Consider the following 20,995-nt stretch of genomic DNA (forward strand, 5'->3'; position numbering starts at 1 on the left):
GAGTCGGGAACCATGAGACTCACCAAATTCGAGCACGCAGCCCTCCTCCTCGAACTCTCCGGCAAGAAGCTCTTCGTCGACCCGGGGGCGTTCACGACGCCGATCACCGACGCGGCGAACGCGGCTGCGATCGTGCTCACCCACGAGCATCCCGATCACTGGACCCCTGAGCAGCTGAACCGCATCCTCGAGGCCTCCCCCGGCATCCCGATCTTCGGCCCGGAGGGTGTCGCCGCCGCGGCGTCGGAGTTCGAGATCACGACGGTCGCGCCCGGCGACACCGTCGAGGCCGGCCCGTTCACCCTGCGGTTCTTCGGCGGCCGGCACGCCGTCATCCACTCCTCGATCCCGGTGATCGACAACGTCGGGGTGCTGGTCAACGACACGCTGTACTACCCGGGCGACTCCTTCGCCGTGCCCGAGGGCGTCGAGGTCGACACGCTCGCCGTGCCGGCGTCGGGGCCGTGGATGAAGGTGGCCGAGGCCATGGACTTCGTGCTCGAGGTCGCGCCCCACCGCGCGTTCCCCACGCACGAGATGGTGCTGTCGGTGATCGGCAAGGGCATGATCAACGACCGGCTCACCTGGGCCACCGAACAGGGCGGCGGCGAGTTCGTGCCGCTCGCGCCGGGCGACTCGATCGATCTGTAGGCGGCGCGCTGTGGGCGTGTGGTGTCCGGGGCCGCCGGAGTTGTATACCTGATATCCATGAGCATCACCGACGACGTCCCGGTCGGCACGGCCGGCAACACCGACTACGACCCGAGCGCGTTCCGCCAGGTCTTCGAGCACAACTTCACCTGGGCCTCGGCGGTGGAACGGAACATCCACCGGTACGCCCACCGCACGGCCCTGACCGACTCGGTGACGGGCCGCTCCTGGACCTATCGCGACCTCGGCGAGGTCACCGGAGCGCTCGTCGCCGGGCTCGCGGCGCACGGTGTCGGAGTGGGCGACCTCGTCGGGTACCAGCTGATCAACCGGCCCGAGTTCGCCTTCCTCTACGTCGCCTCCCAGGGCCTCCGGGCGGTGTCGTCGCCGATGAACTTCCGGCTCGCCCCCGCCGAGACCGCGCACATCCTCCGCACCTCGCGGCCGGTGATCTTCTTCTACGAGGCGAGCCTCGCCGGCGAGGTCACCACCGCACTGGAGCTCAGCGACTTCCGACCGCCGGTGCTCGTCGAGGTGGGCACTCCCGACGGCGCCGACCCGGTGGTCGAGGGGGCGCTGCGCTTCGACGACCTCCTCGTGGACGGCGCCCCGAGCTTCCGCGCCCCCACCGACGGCACGGTGTGGGACGAGACGTCGCGGCTCTACACCTCGGGCACCACGGGGATGCCGAAGGCGGTGCCGCTGACGAGCCTGAACGAGACGCTCTCAGCCCACGACGCGATCATGCACTTCCCGCTCGGCCCGACCGACCGCACGATGAACATGTCTCCGTGGTTCCACCGCGGGGGCAACTACTGTGCCGGGCCCAACACGATGTTCTACGTCGGCGGCGAGGCCGTGACGCTGCCCCAGTTCGAGCCGGGGCTCGTGCTCGATCTGATCCAGAAGCACCGCCTCACCTACGTGATCGGGGCACCCACGAACCTCGAGCGACTCGCCGAGACGCAGGAGGCCTCGCCCCGCGACCTCTCCTCCCTCTCCGGCATCGTCACCATGGGTGCGCCGCTCGAGCGGGCCGCAGCGCTGCGCTACCAGGCCACGCTGACCAAGCGCATCGCGAACGGCTACGGAACGACCGAGGCGTTCTGGAACACCTATCTCCGGCCCGAAGACCTGCCGGATGCGGCGGGTGCGGCCGGGCGCGCCTGTCTCGACGACGACGTGGCCGTCGTGAAGGTCTACGACGACCGCTTCGCCGATCCCACCGACACCGTCGCGAAAGACGGCAGCGAGGTGGGCGAGGTGATCATGCGCACCGTCAAGAGCGGCTACGCCTACGCGGGGAACCCCGAGGAGCAGGCCAAGAAGTTCCGCGACGGCTGGATGTACCCGGGCGACCTCGCGACCTGGGACGAGGACGAGATCGTGACGATCGTCGGCCGCAAGGACGACATGATCATCACCGGGGGCGAGAACGTGCATCCGGTGCAGGTCGAGGAGGTGCTGGCCGGCCACCCGGGCGTCGCCGACAGCATCGTGACCAGCCTGCCCGATCCGGAGTGGGGCGAGCTCGTGGTCGCCTACGTGCTCCGCCGGAAAGGCGCGCTGGAGGACGAGGCGGCCGCCGCCGCCGAGCTCGACCGCTTCTGCCAGGACAGCGTCGCGCTGGCCCGTTTCAAGCGCCCTCGCCGGTACGCCTTCGTCGACGAGCTGCCGTACACGGCCACCGGCAAGAAGCAGCACTACCTGATGAAGCAGCAGTCCTCGGCCGACGCGGCGGCGGGGGTGTTCTTCACGCCGTGAGCTGAGGCGGCGCTCGCCCCGCACCCGCACCCGCACCCGCCAGCCGCGCCCGAACCCCGCACTCGCACCAGAACCCCGCACCCGCGGTTGAACGTTCCGCCCCCCGCTACCGTTGTCCTAGACGGAGGTGCGATGTCAGACGATCAGGCCCAGCTGCTGCGGGCGATTCACGACGCCCACGGGCCGGCGCTGTTCCGCTACGCCCTGCGGCTGACCCGCGATCCGAACCTGTCGCAGGACGTGGTGCAGGAGGCGCTCCTCCGTGCCTGGAAGAAGCCCGCCATCCTGGAGCAGGACGACGAGGAGGTGCGCGCCTGGCTCTTCACCGTCACCCGCAACCTCGTGATCGACGACCGCCGCAGCGCCCGCCACACCCACGAGTTCGCGACCGACGAGGTGCCCGAGCGTGCGAGTTCCGACCAGACCGACGCGGTGCTGGATCGCTGGCTGCTCTCGGACGCGCTTCTCTCGCTCTCACTGGAGCACCGCACTGCGATCGTCAGCTCCTACTATCTCGGCAACACCGCCGGCGAGATCGCCGAGCGGGAAGGCGTCCCGGTCGGCACGGTCCGATCCCGGATGCACTACGCACTCCGGGCGCTCCGCCTCGCCCTGCAGGAACGGGGGGTCACCCAGTGAACGAGAATTCTCCGAGCGATCGGTCGTCGAACGACCGGACCGACGCCTTCCAGGACTGGGATGCCGCGTACGTGATGGGCATGCTCGGCGCCGACGAGCGCCGCGCCTTCGAACGCCACCTCGCCGAGTGCCCGCGCTGCACGGCCGAGGTCGCCGAGCTCGCGGGGATCCCCGCGGTGCTCGGCCGCCTCACCGCCGACGAGGCCGCCACCCTGCTCGAACCCGGCGCGGTACCGGTCGCCCCCGCACGGACCTCCCGCATCCCGGACCGGGTGCAGCAGCTCGCCCGCACCGCACGTCGCCGGAGCCGCCGACGGCTGCTCACCGGCGCCCTGATCGGTACGGGCGCGCTCCTGGTGGCCGCCGGCGTGATCACGGTGGTGACGATCGGCACCGCGGCGACGCCCCCGGTCGCGACCGTCATCGAGGCCGAGGCCGTCGCCATGACGCAGGTGCAGCCCGGGTGGATCGACGCCGACCTCACCGTCACCGAGGCGAGCTGGGGCACGCGCTTCGACTGGAACTGCAGCTACCGCGAGAGTTGGGATCCCTCGGCCGACCCGGTCACCTACGACCTGGTCGTGACGGATCAGGGCGGCGGCGAGACCACCGTGGCGACCTGGACGGCCCGCGGCGACGCGGCCGGCGACCTGTCGGCGTCGACGAGCATCCCGACGGCCCAGATCCGCGCGGTCGACATCCGGGTCGCCGGGAGCGATCAGGCCATCGTGCGCACCGTGCTCTGACCCCGGAACGCACAGGCCGGGTGATCCGCGCCGCCCGCCCCACGGTGGTACTCCCAAGACCACTCTCCGGGTCCGATCCCGCCCCGCGCAGGTGGCAATATGGTCCCGGAAACCTTTCGATGCCTGTGCGACTCCGCTCGTCCGGAGCCCCGGACGAGTTCCTGGAGGTCTGGTAGTGCAACTGTTCGTCAACGGCTCCTCCGAGCCTCTGACCGGTGAACTGAACGTGCCGGTCTCGAAGTACCACGCCCACCGCGCTCTCGTGCTCGCCTCGCTCGCGCCCGGCCGCAGCGTCATCCGCGGACTGTCCGAGACCCGCCAGGTGGTCTGGACCGTCGGGGTGCTCCGCGCGCTCGGCACCCGGATCGAGATCGACGGCGACACCTACGTCGTGCACGGCGGCCCCTACTCCACCCGCGAACGCGTCGTCGACCACGGCTCGATCTCGACCGAGGGCCTGCTGAACGTCGGCTCCTCCGGCACGACGCTGTACTTCATGACCGGGCTCGCCTCGCTCGCCGACCGCCCGATCACGCTGACGGGCATGAAGTACTTCCGTCGCCGGCCGATCAAGGCGCTGCTCGAGGCGCTCGGTCAGCTGGGCGTGCGCTACGAGGCGACCGAGGACCGCCCGCCGATCACCGTGCATCCGGGCCGACCCGAGGGCGGCCACGTCACGATCCCCGGCACGCTGTCGCAGTGGCTCTCCGGGCTGCTGCTGCTCGCCCCGTTCGCCCGTCGGGAGACCACGATCGAGGTCGTCGGCGAGCTGAACGAGCAGCCCTACGTCGAGCTGACGGTGCGGATGATGGCGCTGTTCGGCCTCGACGTCGAGCACTCGGACGACTGGCGCACCTTCACCGTGCGCCCGGGCCAGACCGCCACCCCCGCCGACTACACGATCCCGCCCGACATCGGCTCGGCCGCGTTCGGGCTGGCGGCGACCGCGATCCACCCCTCCGACGTGCTGTTCCGCGGGCTCCGGGCGACGACCTCGGCCGAGACCGACCACCCCGAGTCCGACTTCCTCGACCTGGCGGGGGCGATGGGCCTGCCGATGAGCCACGACCCGGAGACCGGCTTCGTGCGGGTGCGGCACGACGGCATCCGGCTGACGCCCCTCGACCACGTGGACTGCCAGCACATCCCCGACCTGCTGCCGGTGCTCTCGGCGATGGCGACCTTCGCCGACGGGGTGTCGACGCTGTGCGAGGTGTCGCACATCCGCCTCAAGGAGTCGGACCGGGTGCGCGCGATGCTGCAGCTCAACAAGCTCGGCGGCCGACTCGTCGACCGCGGGCCCGAGCTCGAGATCACCGGGGTGCAGACGCTTGAAGGCGCCCCGATGTCGTCCTTCAACGACCACCGAGTGCTGATGTCGCTCGCGATCGCCGCGACCCGGGCGCGCGGCGAGTCGCAGCTGACCTATCCGCGGGCGTACCGGATCTCGTACCCCACCTTCCTGGAGGAGATGACGAGGATCGGGCTCGACATGAGCATCCCCGCCGGCTCGGCCCGCGCCGCCGGGAGTCCCCGCGCCGCGAACAGTCCCCGCGCCGCCGGGGGCTCCCGCGCCGAGGCCCTGGTGTCGTGAGGGCGCTGACCGCCGAGGTCGACGACCTCGCCCGCGACCACCCGCACGACGCGGCGGTGGTCGAGGTCGGCGACCGGCCGCGCACCCTGAGCTGGTCGGCGCTGCGGGCCGAGGCCGACCGCGTCTCGGCCGTGCTGCTCGACCTCGGCGTGCGCCCCGGCGAGTCGGTCGCCTTCCAGCTGCCCAACTGGGCCGAGTGCGTCAGCGTCACGCTCGGCGTGCTGCAGATCGGCGCGGTCGTCGCCCCGATCATGCCGGTCTTCGGCGAGCGCGAGGTCGCCATGGTGCTCTCCCGGTCGAAGGCCCGGGTGCTCGTCGTGCCCGAGCTGTTCCGCCGGCGCCGGCACGCCGACGAGCTGGCCGGTGTCGACCGCGAGGCGGCGGCCCGGGGGCTTCCGCTGGCGGTCGAGCACGTGCTGGTCGTCGGGGCGACGGATGCCGACGGGCGGCCGCGGGCGGGCACGGGCGACGGGGTCGCGTCCCCGAGCGCGCAGGCCGAGTCGAAACCGGCGCATCCGTCGCCCTGGCCCACCCTCGACTACGACGCCGCCGTCGCGGCCGTCACGCTCGACGACGCCCGCGCGGCCGAGCTGCGCCGTCGCCGCCCCGACGTCGACGACGTGGCCCAGCTGCTCTTCACCTCCGGCACCACCGGGGAGCCCAAGGGCGTGCAGCACGCACACCGATCGCTCGCGCTGGCCACCGAGCTCGAGGCGGCGCACCTGGGCCTCGGGCCCGGCGACCGCGTGTACATCCCGTCTCCGCTGGCGCACCAGACCGGGTTCCTCTACGGCCTCCTGCTCAGCTGGCGGCTCGGGGTCGCCGCCGTCGTGCAGCCCGTCTGGAGCGCGACCGTCGCCCTCGAGCAAGCGTTCGGTCAGGCGCACGCGGCCTTCGTGCAGGCGGCGACGCCGTTCCTGATGGATCTGGTCGACGCGGTCGAGGCGGGGATGCCCCGCCCGGCGAGCCTGCGCATCTTCGTCGCCACCGGAGCCGCTGTGCCCCGCGAGCTCGCCGAGCGCGCCACCCGCGTGCTCGACACCGCGGTCTGCGGGGCCTTCGGCACCACCGAGACCTGCCTCGGCACGCTCTCGACGCCGACCGACCCGCCGAGCGCCGCCTGGGGAACCGACGGGCGCCCGCTCGCCGGCATCCGCATCCGGATCGTCGACGACGAGGGCCGGGAGCTGCCGGCCGGGCGCGAGGGACACTACGAGCTGCTGAGCCCCACCCTCTTCCTCGGCTACCTCGACCGGCCGGATCTCACGGCGGAGGTGTTCACGCCCGACGGCTGGTACCGCACCGGCGACCTCGGCATCGTGGACGCCGACGGCTTCCTGCACGTGACCGGTCGCGTCAAGGACGTGATCAACCGCGGCGGGGAGAAGATCCCCGTGGTCGAGATCGAGAACCTGCTGTTCGCGCATCCGGCGGTCAAGGACGTCGCGGTGGTCGCGATGCCCGACCCCCGCCTCGGCGAGCGCGCCTGCGCCTACGTGGTGACCGCCGACGGCGAGTCGCCGCTCGGCTTCGCGGCGATGCAGGATCATCTGCGTCGGGCCGGCGTGTCGAAGTACTACTGGCCGGAGCGGCTCGAGCTGATCGACGCCCTGCCGCGCAACCCGGTCGGCAAGATCCAGAAGAATGTCCTCAGGGAGCGGATCATCGCCACCCTGCAGGACGACGACGAGAAAGCGAGTGCACCCGCATGAGCACCACGGAGACGGCGACGACGCAGAACGAGCAGGCCTTCGACGAGGCCGCCTTCCAGGCGGTCAAGGCCGACATCGAGGCCTGGGTGCGCGGCCCCGGCGAAGTCTGGGCCGAACGGATCGAGGCCGAGGGCGACGTGCCCCGCGCGCTCTACGAAGAGCTCCGCGACTGCGGCTACATGAGCCTGGCCGCCCCGGTCGAGCTCGGCGGCCGCGGCATCCCCTTCTCGCGCTATCTCGAGCTGATCGAGCTGTTCTCGCGCTCGCACGCCTCCATCCGGATGCTCGCCCACGTCAACAACGGCACCTGGCGTGCCATGCTGCCGTTCGCGAACGACGAGCAGCGCGAGATCATCAAGCGGTCGGTGGCCGGTGAGGTGCTCGTCGCCTTCACCCTGACCGAGGCGACCGCGGGCACCGGGGCCGACCTCCGCACCACCGTGCGCCGCGAGGGCGACACGTATTACCTCACCGGCGAGAAGCACCTGATCACCTTCGGGGTGAAGTGCGACTACTGGCTGCTCTTCGCCCGGCTCGAGGGCACCTCGGGGCAGGAGGGCACGGTCGCCCTCCTCGTGCCGAACACCGGCCTCCCGGGTGCCGAGGTCATCGACGACTCCGACACGATGGGCGTGCGCGGCACCGACCACGCGATCCTGCACTTCACCGACACCCCCGTGCCCGTCTCGGCCCGCCTGGGCGAGGAGGGAGACGGCCTCAAGGTCGCCCTCGGCGGATTCCTGCTGCCCAGTCGGGTCTCGGTGGCCATGAGCTGCGTGGGCCTGGCCGAGCGGGCGCAGGAGCTCGCGGTGCAGTACGCGCTGAAGCGCGAGACCTTCGGCAAGAAGCTCGCCGAGCGACCCGTCATCCAGGGCTACCTGGCCGAGAACTACGCCGACATCGCCGCCGCGCGGGCCCTCGTGCTCGAGGCCGCCCGGGCGTTCGAGAACGGCGCTCCGGATGCGGGGCCGTTGTCGAGCGCCTCCAAGATGATCGCCGTCGACATGCTCGCGCGGGTCACCGACAAGGCCCTGCAGATCCACGGCGGTCAGGGCTACTGGCACCGCAACCCGATCGAGCGGGTGTACCGGGATGCCCGGGCGCAGCGCTTCGAGGAGGGCACGAACGAGATCCAGAAGACCGTGGTCGCCCGGGCGATCCTGCAGCAGGCGGCCGCCGCCCTGAACGGAGCCGAGGCATGAGCGCCGAGACCGCACCCCGCGTCGTCGTCATCACCGGGGCCTCGCGCGGCATCGGCCGGCTGCTGGCCCGGAAGCTGGGCGCCCAGGGCGCCGCGGTGGTCGTCAACTACAAGGTCAACGCCGACCTGGCCGAGGAGTCGCTCGCCGACGTCGTCGCGGCCGGCGGCTCGGGCATCACCGTACAGGCCGACATCGAGCTGCCCGAGGACATCGACCGCCTCTTCGACCGGGTGCGCGACGAGTACGGGCGCCTCGACGCCTTCGTGGCCAACGCCGCCGCGAGCGCCTTCAAGCCGGTGTCTCAGCTGAAGGTGCACCACCTCGACCGCAGCTACGCCACCAACACCCGCTCCTTCGTGCTCGGCGCGATCCGGGCGGCTGAGCTGATGGGCCGTGGCGGCCGCATCCTCGCCGTCACGAGCTACGGATCACAGCGCGCCTTCGCGACCTACGCCGCTCTGGGGTCGGCGAAGGCCGCCAACGAGAGCTACGTGAAGTACATGGCGAACGAGTACGGTCCGCGCGGGATCACCGTCAACGCCGTGAACGGCGGCCTGATCGACACCGACTCACTCGACTACTTCTACAACCGCGTGCCCGGCATGGCTCCGATCGAGAGCGTGCTGTCCAAGATCCCGCTGCAGCGCCCGGGCACCGCCGACGACATGGCCGACGCCGCCGACTTCCTGCTCTCCGACCGCGCCGGCTACATCACAGGCCAGGTGCTCACCGTCGACGGCGGGCTGACCGTCGTCGCCCCGCCCTACTGGTCCGACACGACCGGCGACCTCCGGGCCGCCGTGCTCGGGGAGAGCTGATCGGCGTGCCGGGCACGGTCGACCCGCTGCTCGCGCGCACCTTCACGCCCTGGCGGCTCGGCGGGCTCGACCTGCCGCACCGCGTCGTCACGGGCAGCATGCACACCGGGCTCGAGACCCTCGACGACGGCGGTGCGGCCCTCGGCGCGTACTACGCCGAGCGGATCCGCGGCGGCGCCGCACTCGTGATCACGGGCGGGCTCGCCGTGAGCCCGGAGGGATCGGGCGCCGACGACTTCAGCGTGCTCGGCGACCCGGCGAGCGACGCGCGGTTCGCCGCCGCGGTCGCCGCCGTGCACGCCGAGGGCGGGGCCATCGCCGCCCAGCTGTTCCACGCCGGTCGCTACGCCCTCCTCGACGGGGTGACGGATGCGGCGGGCCGGCAACTGCATCCGGTCGCCCCCTCGCCGCTCCCCTGGCGCAGCAAGGGCGCGCAGACACCGGTGGAGCTCGACGAGGAGGGCATCCGCCGGGTGATCGGCGAGTTCGGCGCCGCCGCCGCGCGCGCCGTCGAGCTCGGTTTCGACGCGGTCGAGGTGATGGCCAGCGAGGGCTATCTGATCAACCAGTTCTGCTCGCCGGTCACCAATCGGCGTGACGACGGCTGGGGTGGCGACGCCGCCCGCCGTCGGCGCTTCGCGGTCGAGGTGGTGCGCGCGGTGCGGTCGGGCGCCGGCTGGGACGTGCCGGTGATCGTGCGGATGTCGGGCGCCGATCTGGTGCCCGGATCGACGACGCCCGCCGAGACCGCCGAGCTGGCGCGCGCGCTGGTGCTCGCCGGGGCCGACGCGCTGAACGTCGGCATCGGGTGGCACGAGTCGGTCGTGCCGACCGTGCAGGCCGCGGTGCCGCACGGGGTGTGGCTGCGGTATGCGGAGGCGGTGGCGGAGGCCGTTATGCTGCCCGAGGGGCACGGTGAGGGCGGGGGCTCGGCCGGGGCTTCGGGCGGGGCCTCTGCCGCGGCGGGGGCCGGTGCTGCGTCTGGGGCCGACGCCGGCGCCGACCCGCGGTCGCATCCGGCGACGGCGGTCCCCGTGATCGCGAGCAACCGCCTCACCGACCTCCGTGACGTCGAGGACGTGCTCGCCGGCGGGCTGATCACCGCCGTCGCGCTGGCGAGGCCCTTCCTCGCCGACGCCGCGATCGTCGACCGCTCCCGCGAGGGTCGTCTGGATGCGGTCAACACCTGCATCGCCTGCAACCAGGCGTGCCTGGACCGGTCGTTCGTCAAGCAGCCGGTCTCGTGCCTGGTGAACCCGCGGGCCGGCAACGAGACGCGCTATCCGCTGACGCTCACCACGGCCCCGGCGCGCTACGCGGTCGTCGGCGCCGGACCCGCCGGACTCGTCGCGGCCACCGACCTCGCCGAGCGCGGGCACGCGGTCACCCTCTTCGAGGCGGGCCCGGCACTCGGCGGCCAGTTCACGCTGGCCGCGCGCATCCCGACCAAGGAGGACTACGCGCTGACCGTCGCCCACTACGCGTCTCGGCTCGAGGCGCTGGGCGCCCGGATCGAGCTCGGCCACGCCCCCGAGGCGGCCGAGCTCGCCGCCTTCGACGGGGTCGTGCTGGCGACCGGGGTTCGCCCGCGCGCCGCCGAGCTGCCAGGGGCCGAGCTGCCGCACGTGCTCGACTACGAGCGGGCGGTGCTCGAGGGGGTTCCGGCCGGTCGGGTGGCGATCATCGGCGGCGGCGGGATCGGGGTCGACCTGGCGAAGTTCCTGGTGCTCTCGCACGATCCGGCGGTGCGCGCCCGCGAGTTCGAGCGGCGCTTCGACCTCGACGGCCCGAGCACCTTCCTCGAATCGGATGCGCTGCCCCAGCGCACGCGGGTCAGGGCGTCGCAGGCGGCGGCCGGGGCCGGGCATCCCGTGTCGTTCGCGCCTCGACCGGGCAGCGACGTCACGATCCTCCGTCGCAGCGGCAAGTTCGGTGCCGGCATGGGCCTGACCTCGCGCTGGGTCGCGCTCGGCGAGCTGAAGGATGCGGGGGTGCGGATGCTCTCCGGGCTGGCCTACGAGCGGATCACCCCCGAGGGGGTCGAGGTGCGGATCCTCGAGGAGGGCGAGTCGGGGCCGGTGGAGCGGCGTGAGCTGATCCCGGCCGACGTCGTCGTGGTGTGCGCGGGGCAGGTCTCGCACGATCCGCTGAGCGAGGCGCTGACGGCGGCGGGCATCCGGTTCAAGCTGGTCGGGGGTGCGCTCGACGCTTCGGGCGTCGACGCCGTGCGGGCCACGCGCCAGGGGCTGGACGCGGCGCGGGCGCTGGCTCCCTGAGCGCGAGCGGCGGTGCGCCGGCCGCGGCGGCCCGGTGCGGCGAGTGCCGCGCGGCGGGGCGGTGTCGCGCGTGACCCGTGTCGGGGGTCGGGGGTAGCGTGTCGGCATGGCCAACTTGCTCCATCTCGACTCCTCCGCCGATCCCGTGCGGTCCCGATCACGGGCGATCGGGCGCCGCTTCAGTGAGGCGTGGCTCGCCGCTCACCCGGGCAACTCGGTGACGCATCGCGACCTGCACCGCGATCCGATCCCCCATCTCCCCGACGCCGCCCTGCACTGGCCGCCGCGCCTGCGCCCGGCCGACGCGAATCCCCCGGCCGACGCCGAGGCGCTGCAGGCATCGCTCATCGCCGAGCTGCTCGCCGCCGACGTGGTGCTGGTAGGGGCGCCGCTCTACAACTACTCGATGCCGTCGAGCCTGAAGGCGTGGATCGACTACATTCACGTGCCGGCCGTCACCGCGCCCTTCGACGTCGACACGCAGCCGATGGCGGGGCGACCCGCCGTGATCGTCTCGAGCCGGGGTGCGTCGTACGACGAGGGCTCGCCGACGGAGGGATGGGACCACGGGGTGCCGCCGCTGAAGCTCATCCTGGGCAGCGCGCTCGGGATGGACGTGGCGGTGCTGCAGACCAGCCTCACCCTGGCCGAAGACGTGCCGGCCCTCGCCGACCAGATCCCCCGGGGTCAGGCCGAGCTCACCGCGGCGCTCACCGAGGCCGCCGAGCTCGGTGCCCGCCTGGGCGCCGCGCAGCGCTGACCCCCGGCGCCACCGTCCGCATGGGCTGACCCACGCGGGCGCCTGTATCCGCGCGCTCAGGCCTACGCGAGCGAGACTTCCGCGGCGCTCATCTCCGCGGGCGCCGGCTCGTGGTCGTCGTGACCCGTTCAGCGTCATGGACGACTGCGAGCCGGGCGGTGTACTCCCCCGGGAGTACGCGGGTTCGCCCCGACGGAGGCACGCGCCCGCGCGGCAGTGGCGGTTAGCATCGACCCATGTCGTCCCGCAACCGCGATGCTCCCTCGGCCGCGGCCGACGGCGACCCGGCCGACGGCGACGAGCGCTCGACCGGGTGGAACGCGAGCAACCGCGAAGACCGCGCCGACGGGTGGGGCCGTGCGCCACGCGACCACCGCGGCCGTGAGCACGACCGGGACGAACGCCGACCCCGCACCGACGCCCAGGACCGGGACGGATCCGACGACCGCGCTGGGCTGGACCGGGAACGACGCGACGACCGGCCCACCGGGCGCGACCGGCATCGATACGACGGCAGCGGCGGCGGGCAGGCCCACGACGGGGGCAGCGCCGGGTGGGGGCGCGCGCCGCGCGACCGCCGCGGCCCGGAACGCGAGCCCGACGGGTACGGGCCGGACGGGTTCGGGCGCGGGGAGCCTCTCACCGCGGGGAGCGACGAGGGGTGGGTGGGGCCGCGGTTCCGGGTGTCGGGAGCGGTCGCGCTGTGGCTGCCGGTCGTCATCTCCTTCGTGGTGCAGGTGCCCGCGTCGCTGTTCGTCTGGCGCGCCCGCCACCTCGCGGGCTGGATCAGCGGCCTGCCCGCCGACGACGTCGCCCGCGTCGCCCTTGCCCTGGCCGGACCCCTGCTGCTGATCGGCGCCCGCCGGTTCCCCGGCCCGGTCGTTGCGGCGACCTCGGCCGCCGCGGGCGCCTATGTGATCGTCGTCTCCGGCGACTCGGCTCCGCCCTACATCGCCTTGGCCTTCGCCGTCGTCGGCGCGGTCGTGCGCGGGGCACGCGTGTGGGCCTGGATCTCCCTCGCCGCCGCCTGGGTCGCCACGATCACCGCCGGCCTCGTGCTCGGCGTCGACTGGCCGGCCGCCCTCGTCGTCGCGGTGACCCTCGCGCTCGTGCTGATGCTCGCCCTGGGCGAGAGCATCCGGACCCGTCGCCGCCGGTACGACGAACTGCGGCGACGGATCGCCCTGCGCCGGGCCGGCGAAGCGCAGGCCGAACGGGTGCGGATCGCCCGCGAGCTGCACGACGTGCTCGCCCACTCGCTCAGTCAGATCAACGTGCAGGCGGGCGTCGGGCTGCACCTGATCGACAGCGACCCCGCGGCGGCCGCGACGGCTCTGGCGAACATCAAGTCCAGCTCGAAGCAGGCGCTCGACGAGGTGCGCTCGGTGCTCGGCATCCTGCGGTCGGGGCCCGGATCCGAGACCGGTCGGGGTGGGGACGACGGCGCGCCGCTGGTTCCCGAGCCCGACCTCTCGCGGCTCCCGGCGCTCGTCGACACGGTACGGGCGCAGGGCCTGCAGGTCGCGCTCACCGATACGATCGACGCCGCGCGCACGCCCCGGCCGGTGCAGCTCGCGCTCTACCGCATCGTGCAGGAATCGCTGACCAACGTGCTGCGGCACGCCCGCGCGCACAGCGTCGAGGTGTCGCTCCGCGACGAGCCGGATGCGGTCACCGCGATGATCGTGGACGACGGTGCCGCCGCGTCGTCGCCCGGCCGCGACGGCACGTCCCCCCGCGACGGGCGCACCGCTCCTGCGGCGCGGGATGAGCATGACGATCGCGAGGAGCGCGGCGGGCGTGGCCTGCTCGGGATGCGAGAGCGCGCCGAGCTGCTCGGCGGCCGACTCGAGGCGGGGCCGGTCGCCGGCGGCGGGTTCCGCGTGCGTGCCGTCATCCCCCTGCCCTCGCGCACCGCACGCGACGCTCCGGGCACCGACCGCGATGACCGGGTCACCGCGCGGAACGAGCCGCGGGCGGCGCAGTACGCGCCGGGTGCCGCGCGGGACGCGCCGCCGGGGTCGCCGGACGGGCCGGACTCCGCACGGGACGAGCCGGGCACCGCACCAGTCGAGCCGCGCACCGCACGGGACGCTCCGGGCACCGACCGGGAGGAGAACCCGTGATCCGCGTCGCGATCGCCGACGACCAGCAGCTCATCCGAGGCGGGTTCCGGGCACTGCTCGCCTCCGAACCCGACATCGAGGTGATCGGCGAGGCCGGGACCGGCACCGAGGCCGTCGACCTCGTGCGGGCAGAGCATCCCGACGTCATCCTGATGGACATCCGGATGCCCGACGGCGACGGACTCTGGGCCACCGAGCGGATCACCGCCGACCCCGGGCTCGCGGCCACCCGCATCGTCGTCGTCACGACCTTCGAACTCGACGAGTACGTGGGCCGCGCGATCCGGGCCGGGGCGTCGGGGTTCCTGGTCAAGGACACCGAGCCGGTCGAGCTGATCCGCGCGGTGCGGGTCGTCGCCGGCGGCGATGCCCTGCTGAGCCCCGGCGTCACGCGGCGGCTGCTCGAACGCGTCTCGCACGACCTGACCGACGCGCCGGACACGGGTGCGCTCGAGGTGCTCACCGTGCGCGAGCGCGAGGTGCTGGCACTGGTCGGCGCCGGGCTCACCAACGAGGAGATCGCCTCGCGCCTGTTCCTCAGCCCGCTCACCTCGAAGACACACGTGTCGCGGATCATGACCAAGCTCGGCGCCCGCGACCGGGTGCAGCTCGTGATCACGGCCTACCGCACCGGCCTGATCGTGCCGGGGCGCGATCCGGCCTGAGGCTGCTCCCCCGGGTGTACGACGGATGCCGCCCACTGGCGGATTCGCCGGCGGCGGGCGCTGACGAAGCTGGTGTCAGTGGTTCCGCCGGAGCCCGAGAGAGTAAGGACAGATCGTGTTCGCAACCGCCGTCACCGCCATCAGCACCGCCGCCTCGCCGGCCGTCCTCGCCCACCCCGGAGGCTGGGGCTGGGGTGGCGGTCCGGGCTGGCTGTTCCTCCTGATCCCGCTGTTCTGGGTCGCCCTGATCGCCGTGCTGTTCGCCACCGTCGGGCGACGCTGGCGCCGTGCCGCCTGGGCGAACCGGATGGGAGCGGACCAGGCCGGTCGCCGTGCCGAGGCCACGCTGGCCGAGCGCTTCGCCCAGGGCGACATCGACGAGGTGGAGTACCGCGCCCGCCTCGAGGTGCTGCGGGCGAACAACCCGACGCCGCAGTACCCCGGCCGCTAGCCGCCGAGGCGGCGGGTCGGGTCGTCGCGGTGGTGGGCGGGCGGCGGTGGGCGGGCGGAGTCTGGCGCTCGGAGTCGGGCGCGCAGCGTCGGGTTCCGGCCATTCCGCCTCGAGAAACCGACGCATCAGCTCTTCGGGATCCGGCCGAGCCGGCCGACGGGGATGATGGTGCGATGGACCTCGATCCCTCGCTCCCCACCACGGCGGCCGCCCGCGCCGCCCTCGCGGTGGCCACCCGGTACCACTCGCGGGCGATGCTCGACCACTGCATCCGGTCGTACCGCTGGGCGGCCGAGCTGGGTCGGCTCCGCGGCTATGCGGTCGACGACGAGCTGCTCTTCGTCGCCGCCCTGCTGCACGACATCGGGCTGACCCCGGAGTTCGACAACGTGACGCTCGCCTTCGAGCACGCCGGCGGCCACGTCGCCCGGGTCTTCGCCGCCGGCGCGGGCTGGACCGCCGAGCGCGGCGACCGCGCCGGCGAGATCATCGTGCGGCACATGGAGGACGACGTCGACCCGGCCGCCGACGCCGAGGGGTACCTGCTCTGCGTCGCGACGGGCCTGGACATCTCGGGTCGCAACGCCGGGTGGTGGCCCGAGGAGCTGCGCCGCGAGGTCATCGCGCGCTACCCCCGCGGCGACCTGGCCGAGGAGTTCATCGGCTGCCTGACCGCGCAAGCGGAGCGGAAGCCGTCGAGCAGCGCCGCGGCCGCGGTCGCGAGCGGCATCGCGGGGCGCATGGCGGCCAATCCCCTCGAGGCGCTCTAGCCTCGGCCGAACAGGCGGCGGATCGCCCGGCCGAGCATCGAGCCCGTGCGCGCCGCCTCCGCTCGCCCCGCCGCCGCGGGGACGCGACCCGGCGCATCCGCGGTCCAGCCGAAGCGTTCGACGAGCCGATCGGCGACCACCCGGAACCGGCGGGCGTCGAGCGCGACCGCCTCGCGCCGCATGCCCTCGGGATGCACGCGGAAGACCCGCTCGAGCCGCACCCAGCTGGGGCGGCCGGCCGCATCCCATCGCCCGCTGCCGATACCCACGTCGTAGCTGTCGTCGTGGGGCTTCGAGGTGAGCGCCACGGCGAGCACCGTGCCGCCCGAAGTGCCGCGCCCGCCCGACGCCCGGCGATTCGCCCGGCCGTTCGACCCCCCGTCGGCCTCGCGGGCCACGACGAGCACCGGCCTGTCCTTGCCCCGACCGTCGGCCTCCTGGTAGGGCACCCAGGTCCAGACGATCTCGCCCGGGTCGGCACTGCCGTCGGTGACCGGGTTGTAGCGGATGCGCACGGGCCCGACCCGCGCCGGATCGACCTCGGTCGTGGCCGCCGGACCGAATCGCCCGGGGCTCGGCTGCTCGGCCCGCGTCGTCATGCGCCCGACCCTAACAGGGGCGGGCCAGTCGCGGATGACCGCCGAGTCCTCCGCGGCGACCCGGAGAGCGACAGCGACAGCGACCACGACCGCGACACCGTCCAGAGCAGCGACAGGGACCGGGCGAGCCAATCGCGAATCACCGCCGCGTCCTCCGGGACAGGGCGCGGGGCGCGGTTAGATTCGGTGCGGGACTCGCGCCGCCCCGGCGTGATCCGAAGCACGAGGATCCATGAACCGTCCGTTCCGCGCCCCCGCCGCCACCGCGCTCCCGAAGGCCCGCCGACACGTGCGCAGCGCCGCCCCCAGCGTCGCCCGCAGCACCGCCCGCAGCACCGCCCCCAGCGCCAGCCGCAGCGCCGCCCGCCGCGCCGCCCGCAACCTGCCGGCGCGACTCCACGCCGCCGCCAGCACGCTGCTCGTCGTCTCACTCACGGTCGGCGCCACGGTGCTCGGTGCGCCCGCCGCCCACGCCGCCGACTACCCGAGCTGGGACGACGTGCTCGCCGCCCGCTCGAGCGAGTCGGCGAAGCAGGACGAGGTCGCGAAGATCCAGAACCTGATCTCCGACCTGCAGGTGAAGGCCGACGAGGCCCAGGCCCTGGTGGCGCAGCGCTCGGACGAGAACGACGCGGCCGAGGCCGCCCTCGCGGCCGGGCAGCAGAAGGCCGACACCCTCGCAGCCCAGGCGGCGAGCGCCGCGACCGAGGCCGAGACCTCGAAGAAGCGCGCGGCCCTCGTCGCCGCGCAGTTCGCGCGGAGCGGCGGGCAGGACCTCACCTCGCTGCTGCTCACCAGCTCGTCCCAGCAGGCCGACGACCTGCTCGCCCAGCTCAGCTCGGCCGGTCAGCTGACCCAGGCGGTCAACGGCGTCTACGCCAAGGCCGACCAGGACAGCAATGCAGCCAAATCCCTCGCCGAGCAGGCGGACGTGGCGAAGCAGCAGCTCTCCGGCCTCGCCGACGCCGCCCAAGCCGCCCTCGAGCAGGCTGCGGCCGCGCAGCAGGCGATGATCGCCGCGCTGCAGGAGCAGAGCGCCCACCAGGCCGAACTGCAGGCGCAGCTGACGAGCCTGCAGCAGAACCTCGCGACCACCGAGGAGCAGTACCAGGCCGGAGTCGCCGCCGCCGCTGCTGCAGCCGCGGCGGCCGCAGCCGCCGCCGCTGCTGCAGCCGCCGAGGCTGCCGCCGCTGCCGGCGGGGGCGGCCAGGTCGTCGGCCCCGTCTCCTCGGACAAGCAGGCCCTGGCCCAGGAGCTCATGGGCTACGTCGCCTCGGGCCAGTTCCACGGCTCGACCCCCGACCACATCTTCGAGATCGCCTGGATCGCCCAGGGCAAGGAGGTCGCGAACTGCGGCATCGACACGGTCATCCTGCAGGCGATGGTGGCCGCCGTGCGCGCCTTCGGCAGCGCCGGCGTGAGCGACATCAGCCGCCGCTGCACCGGCCAGATCGAGGGTGCGGGCACGGCCTCGGCCCACTACCGGCAGGGCGGCGGCCACGCGGTCGACTTCACCTCGGTCGGTGGCGTGCGCACCACCGGCGCCAACGGGGCCTCGCTCGACCTGATCTCGGTGCTCGACCCGATGATGCCGAACGGATCGCGGGTCGGCCAGTCGCAGTGCCGTCGCGCGGCCGGCAACGAGCCCGACTTCATCAACTTCGTCGACTTCGAGGACACCTGCAACCACCTGCACATCGACGATTTCTGATCGGATGCGCGGATTGGTCCGCCCCTACCCCTTCTCTGTAGTGTGACTCGTCGCTAGTGTCTCTAACTAGTTGACGTTCTACCGACACGACGGACTACCGGAATGTCGCACTCGGTCGAGGAGGGGGTACCAGGGTGGATCGCACGTCGTCGAGCACCTTCGACCCGCGCCTCGCCGAGGTCGCGGTGGTGTCGCGCGAGAAGCGCGGCTGGTTCCTCCGCATCCATCGTTTCACCGGCGAGACGCTGATGACGATGCCCCTGCACGTGCAGGGCGACTTCCGGGCCGTGCACCGACTGGTTGAGCACGTGCTGGCCTCGCGGATGCTCGGGGCCGCGCCGGTCGAGGACTGGATGCGGGCCGGCGACCACTGGTCGTCCGTCATCCGCTCCGAGTCGCTCGCGAACGGCAGCCAGAACGTCCTCATCTGACCCGGCGGTTCGTGCATAATGTGCAGAGTCGACAGTTGACGATGTAGCTCAACCGCGACCGGATCTCGGGGGATTCATGCGCAAGCTGCTCGCTGCCGTCACCACGCTCGCACTCACGACGGCCCTTGCCCTCGCGGCCCCGCTCGCCGCGAGCGCCGATACGGCACACGCCGACCCGATCATGACGCACCAGATGATCGGCTCGCTCGACTACGTGAACTTCGTGCCCGGCGAAGGCCTCATCGCGGTCGGCTGGGCGGTCAACACCCTCTCACCCGCCACACCCGTCTACATGTCGATCAAGGGTCAGTACCCGGACGGGCACTCGGGCGACCTCGGTCAGGGCAACGCCGCCTTCGACCGCCCCGACGTCGCGGCCGCCGTCCCCGGAGCCGGCGCTGCCCACGGTTTCCGCATCAGCCTCGGCGGCTACCCACCGGCCGGTCTCTACTCGATCTGCGCCTACGCGTGGTCAGAGGCGGTCGGCTGCTCCTTCGTCACGATGCCCGCGGAGACCGTGACCGGGCAGTTGGAGTCCGTGACGCTCGGCACGGGCTACTCCGGTGGCACGGCGCTGATCCTTCGCGGCTGGACGTCGGATTCCTATCAGGCGAACGGGGAGGCTCGCACGAACATCTCCTACGTCGTCGGTACGTCGAACGGAGCCGTGGCGGGCTCCGGATCCAGTCGGTCCGACCGTCCCGATGTCAGAGCGGCGCATCCTTCCCTCACCGGCGTGGCGGGATTCCAGGAGCCCTTCGACATCAGTGGACCCGGCGACCACCGGGTCTGCGCCACGGCAGCCGACCTCCGCGGAAACCCGTCGGCCATCCTGGGGTGCCTCGACGTCACCGTCCCGGCCTTCCTGGGTGGTCCGCCGACCGTCAGCGGGCAAGCGACCGTCGGCGGTACGGTCACCGCGACCGCACCCACCTGGAGCCCGACACCGGAATCCGACCAGTTCGCCTGGAACCGGTACGACCCGGATGCGGGATTCGTCGCCGTGACGTCCAGTCGCACCTACTCCCCCGGCCTGGCCGACGTCGGTCACTACCTCACCTTCACCGAGAACGTGTCCAAGCAGGGCGTCTTCCCGACGAACATCAGGATCGATGCCGGGCCCGTGACCATCCCCGGGGTCACCACCTCGCGGATCGGCGGGGCGGATCGGTACGAGATGGCCGTCGCCAACTCACAAGCGCAGTTCCCGGACGCGACGGCGGGCGCGCCCGTCGTGTACGTCGCCTCGGGCGAGAAGTTCCCCGACGCCCTGGCCGCCGGCCCGGCCGCCGCGAAGGAGCACGGCGCGCTGCTGCTGACCTTCGCCGACCACCTGCCGGACTCCGTGCGCGCCGAGATCACGCGGCTGCATCCGGCATCCATCGTCGTCGCCGGCGGCCCGGCGACCGTCTCCGACGCGGTGCTCGCCGACCTGGCCACCCTCGCCCCGGCCTCGAGGATCGACGGCGCCGACCGCTACGCCGTCTCGCGCAACCTGATCGCCCACGCCTTCCCGCAGGGTGCCCCGAGCGTCTACCTGGTCACCGGCGCGAACTACGCCGACGCCCTCTCGGCCGGTGCCGCGGCCGCCTCGGTCGGCGCCCCCGTGCTGCTGACCGACGGTGGGGCGGGCGCCGCCGACGACGCCACCCGGGCCGCGCTCACCGCGGCCGGCACGACCGCGGTCACCGTCGTCGGCGGCACCGCATCCGTCTCCCCCGGTGTCGCCGGATCGCTCGGGACCGGCATCGCCGTGAACCGCCTCTCCGGGCCCGACCGCTACACCGGCACGGTCGTGCTGAACCGCGCGAGCTTCTCGTCGGCGGGCACGGTCTACCTCGCGACCGGCCTGAACTTCCCGGACGGCCTGACCGGTGGAGTGCACGCGGGCGCCGACCACGCGTCCCTCTACCTCGTGAACGGCACCTGCGTGCCGCAGGACGTGCTCGCCGACATCGTGTCGCTGCACGCCTCGAAGGTCGTCCTCCTCGGCGGCCCCGCCTCGCTGAACCAGGACGTGCAGAACCTCTACGCCTGCTCGTAGAGGGGTATCCCAGCGCGACTCCTGGTTCGTGCATAA

Annotated in this window: 18 protein-coding genes; 17 read left to right on the forward strand and 1 reads right to left on the reverse strand. The window is 72.9% G+C overall.

What is annotated here, in order from left to right; genetic code table 11:
- Positions 1-12: 12 nt before the first annotated feature.
- From AC59HU_RS09745 to AC59HU_RS09810, 14 genes are all read left to right on the forward strand, one after another.
- On the forward strand, positions 13-651 hold the full coding sequence (locus AC59HU_RS09745; protein ID WP_497223184.1) for an MBL fold metallo-hydrolase: 639 nt from the start codon (positions 13-15) through the stop codon (positions 649-651).
- 57 nt (positions 652-708) lie between these two features.
- Complete coding sequence (locus tag AC59HU_RS09750; RefSeq protein WP_497223185.1) at positions 709-2,415, forward strand: class I adenylate-forming enzyme family protein; 1,707 nt, start codon at positions 709-711, stop codon at positions 2,413-2,415.
- A gap of 132 nt (positions 2,416-2,547) precedes the next feature.
- On the forward strand, positions 2,548-3,054 hold the full coding sequence (locus tag AC59HU_RS09755) for a sigma-70 family RNA polymerase sigma factor (RefSeq protein ID WP_497223186.1): 507 nt from the start codon (positions 2,548-2,550) through the stop codon (positions 3,052-3,054).
- Entirely contained in the window at positions 3,051-3,800 is a 750-nt protein-coding gene (locus AC59HU_RS09760) for an anti-sigma factor family protein (RefSeq protein WP_497223187.1), read from the forward strand. The genes AC59HU_RS09755 and AC59HU_RS09760 overlap by 4 nt, the downstream gene beginning before the upstream one ends.
- 175 nt (positions 3,801-3,975) lie before the next feature.
- Complete coding sequence (aroA, locus tag AC59HU_RS09765; protein ID WP_497223188.1) at positions 3,976-5,394, forward strand: 3-phosphoshikimate 1-carboxyvinyltransferase; 1,419 nt, start codon at positions 3,976-3,978, stop codon at positions 5,392-5,394.
- A complete protein-coding gene (locus AC59HU_RS09770) occupies positions 5,391-7,106 on the forward strand; it encodes an AMP-binding protein (protein ID WP_497223189.1) in 1,716 nt (571 codons plus the stop codon). Before aroA ends, AC59HU_RS09770 begins: the two co-directional genes overlap by 4 nt.
- Positions 7,103-8,308: an acyl-CoA dehydrogenase family protein gene (locus AC59HU_RS09775; protein ID WP_497223190.1), complete on the forward strand. Its 1,206-nt coding sequence runs from the start codon at positions 7,103-7,105 to the stop codon at positions 8,306-8,308. Before AC59HU_RS09770 ends, AC59HU_RS09775 begins: the two co-directional genes overlap by 4 nt.
- The gene (locus AC59HU_RS09780; RefSeq protein WP_497223191.1) at positions 8,305-9,126 is read left to right on the forward strand and encodes an SDR family oxidoreductase; all 822 of its coding nucleotides are present in this window, start codon (positions 8,305-8,307) and stop codon (positions 9,124-9,126) included. Before AC59HU_RS09775 ends, AC59HU_RS09780 begins: the two co-directional genes overlap by 4 nt.
- A gap of 5 nt (positions 9,127-9,131) precedes the next feature.
- A complete protein-coding gene (locus AC59HU_RS09785) occupies positions 9,132-11,402 on the forward strand; it encodes an oxidoreductase (RefSeq protein ID WP_497223192.1) in 2,271 nt (756 codons plus the stop codon).
- 106 nt (positions 11,403-11,508) lie between these two features.
- The gene (locus AC59HU_RS09790; protein ID WP_497223193.1) at positions 11,509-12,162 is read left to right on the forward strand and encodes an FMN-dependent NADH-azoreductase; all 654 of its coding nucleotides are present in this window, start codon (positions 11,509-11,511) and stop codon (positions 12,160-12,162) included.
- 236 nt (positions 12,163-12,398) lie between these two features.
- Positions 12,399-14,288, forward strand: coding sequence for a sensor histidine kinase (locus tag AC59HU_RS09795; protein ID WP_497223194.1), 1,890 nt, complete (start codon positions 12,399-12,401; stop codon positions 14,286-14,288).
- Positions 14,285-14,953, forward strand: coding sequence for a response regulator (locus tag AC59HU_RS09800; protein ID WP_497223195.1), 669 nt, complete (start codon positions 14,285-14,287; stop codon positions 14,951-14,953). Before AC59HU_RS09795 ends, AC59HU_RS09800 begins: the two co-directional genes overlap by 4 nt.
- Before the next feature lie 115 nt (positions 14,954-15,068).
- A complete protein-coding gene (locus tag AC59HU_RS09805; RefSeq protein WP_497223196.1) occupies positions 15,069-15,404 on the forward strand; it encodes an SHOCT domain-containing protein in 336 nt (111 codons plus the stop codon).
- A gap of 173 nt (positions 15,405-15,577) precedes the next feature.
- Entirely contained in the window at positions 15,578-16,174 is a 597-nt protein-coding gene (locus AC59HU_RS09810) for an HD domain-containing protein (RefSeq protein ID WP_497223197.1), read from the forward strand.
- Here the strand turns inward: AC59HU_RS09810 and AC59HU_RS09815 are convergent.
- Entirely contained in the window at positions 16,171-16,773 is a 603-nt protein-coding gene (locus AC59HU_RS09815) for a type II toxin-antitoxin system PemK/MazF family toxin (RefSeq protein ID WP_497223198.1), read from the reverse strand. The genes AC59HU_RS09810 and AC59HU_RS09815 overlap by 4 nt on opposite strands.
- A 232-nt stretch (positions 16,774-17,005) precedes the next feature.
- On the opposite strand from AC59HU_RS09815, the gene AC59HU_RS09820 reads away from it, so the two are divergent.
- From AC59HU_RS09820 to AC59HU_RS09830, 3 genes are all read left to right on the forward strand, one after another.
- Complete coding sequence (locus AC59HU_RS09820) at positions 17,006-18,484, forward strand: hypothetical protein (protein WP_497223199.1); 1,479 nt, start codon at positions 17,006-17,008, stop codon at positions 18,482-18,484.
- A 134-nt stretch (positions 18,485-18,618) separates the two neighbouring features.
- Positions 18,619-18,915: a hypothetical protein gene (locus tag AC59HU_RS09825; protein WP_497223200.1), complete on the forward strand. Its 297-nt coding sequence runs from the start codon at positions 18,619-18,621 to the stop codon at positions 18,913-18,915.
- 76 nt (positions 18,916-18,991) lie between these two features.
- Positions 18,992-20,959 (forward strand): cell wall-binding repeat-containing protein, encoded by a 1,968-nt coding sequence (locus tag AC59HU_RS09830; protein WP_497223201.1) that lies wholly within the window; start codon positions 18,992-18,994, stop codon positions 20,957-20,959.
- Positions 20,960-20,995 lie beyond the last annotated feature (36 nt).

The organism is Herbiconiux sp. 320_LB, from assembly GCF_059691755.1.

Coding starts and splice junctions, on each gene's coding strand:
- AC59HU_RS09745 (WP_497223184.1), top strand. CDS start 13: ATGAGACTCACCAAATTCGAGCACGCAGCCCTCCTCCTCGAACTCTCC.
- AC59HU_RS09820 (WP_497223199.1), top strand. CDS start 17,006: ATGAACCGTCCGTTCCGCGCCCCCGCCGCCACCGCGCTCCCGAAGGCC.
- AC59HU_RS09755 (WP_497223186.1), top strand. CDS start 2,548: ATGTCAGACGATCAGGCCCAGCTGCTGCGGGCGATTCACGACGCCCAC.
- AC59HU_RS09830 (WP_497223201.1), top strand. CDS start 18,992: ATGCGCAAGCTGCTCGCTGCCGTCACCACGCTCGCACTCACGACGGCC.
- AC59HU_RS09795 (WP_497223194.1), top strand. CDS start 12,399: ATGTCGTCCCGCAACCGCGATGCTCCCTCGGCCGCGGCCGACGGCGAC.
- AC59HU_RS09810 (WP_497223197.1), top strand. CDS start 15,578: ATGGACCTCGATCCCTCGCTCCCCACCACGGCGGCCGCCCGCGCCGCC.
- AC59HU_RS09790 (WP_497223193.1), top strand. CDS start 11,509: ATGGCCAACTTGCTCCATCTCGACTCCTCCGCCGATCCCGTGCGGTCC.
- AC59HU_RS09775 (WP_497223190.1), top strand. CDS start 7,103: ATGAGCACCACGGAGACGGCGACGACGCAGAACGAGCAGGCCTTCGAC.
- AC59HU_RS09750 (WP_497223185.1), top strand. CDS start 709: ATGAGCATCACCGACGACGTCCCGGTCGGCACGGCCGGCAACACCGAC.
- AC59HU_RS09815 (WP_497223198.1), bottom strand. CDS start 16,773: ATGACGACGCGGGCCGAGCAGCCGAGCCCCGGGCGATTCGGTCCGGCG.
- AC59HU_RS09780 (WP_497223191.1), top strand. CDS start 8,305: ATGAGCGCCGAGACCGCACCCCGCGTCGTCGTCATCACCGGGGCCTCG.